Origin of the sequence: Pseudomonas sp. SIMBA_068 (assembly GCF_046534705.1) — a bacterium.
In the GTDB taxonomy this organism is placed as follows: domain Bacteria; phylum Pseudomonadota; class Gammaproteobacteria; order Pseudomonadales; family Pseudomonadaceae; genus Aquipseudomonas; species Aquipseudomonas putida.
In genome coordinates, this window is record NZ_JAWRYI010000899.1 from 1 (window position 1) to 259 (window position 259).

General features: G+C 62.5%; 1 protein-coding gene. It reads right to left on the minus strand.

Annotated features, from left to right (window positions below):
* Positions 1–259, minus strand: a 259-nt coding sequence (locus SB756_RS31980) for a thiamine pyrophosphate-dependent enzyme (RefSeq protein WP_410913488.1), incomplete at both ends; no start/stop codon positions are given.

The window sequence follows — 259 nt, forward strand, 5'->3', positions numbered from 1 at the left end:
GGCTGCCGTCGCCCGCAAAGCAGATCACGCGGCGTGCACCTTCCGCTTTGGCTGCCGTCGCCGCACCAATGGCCGCATGCATGTCATAGCCCATCGACGCGGAGCCCGAGTTGCTGAACAGGCGCTGGCCCTTTTGCAAGGCGCCGATCTGGAATGGCAGGATGCAGGCTGACGCATTGCCACATACCACGATGTCATCCGCACGCATCTGCGCAAAAATGCGCTGCACCATCAGGTACGGGTTCAAAGGCCCATCGGC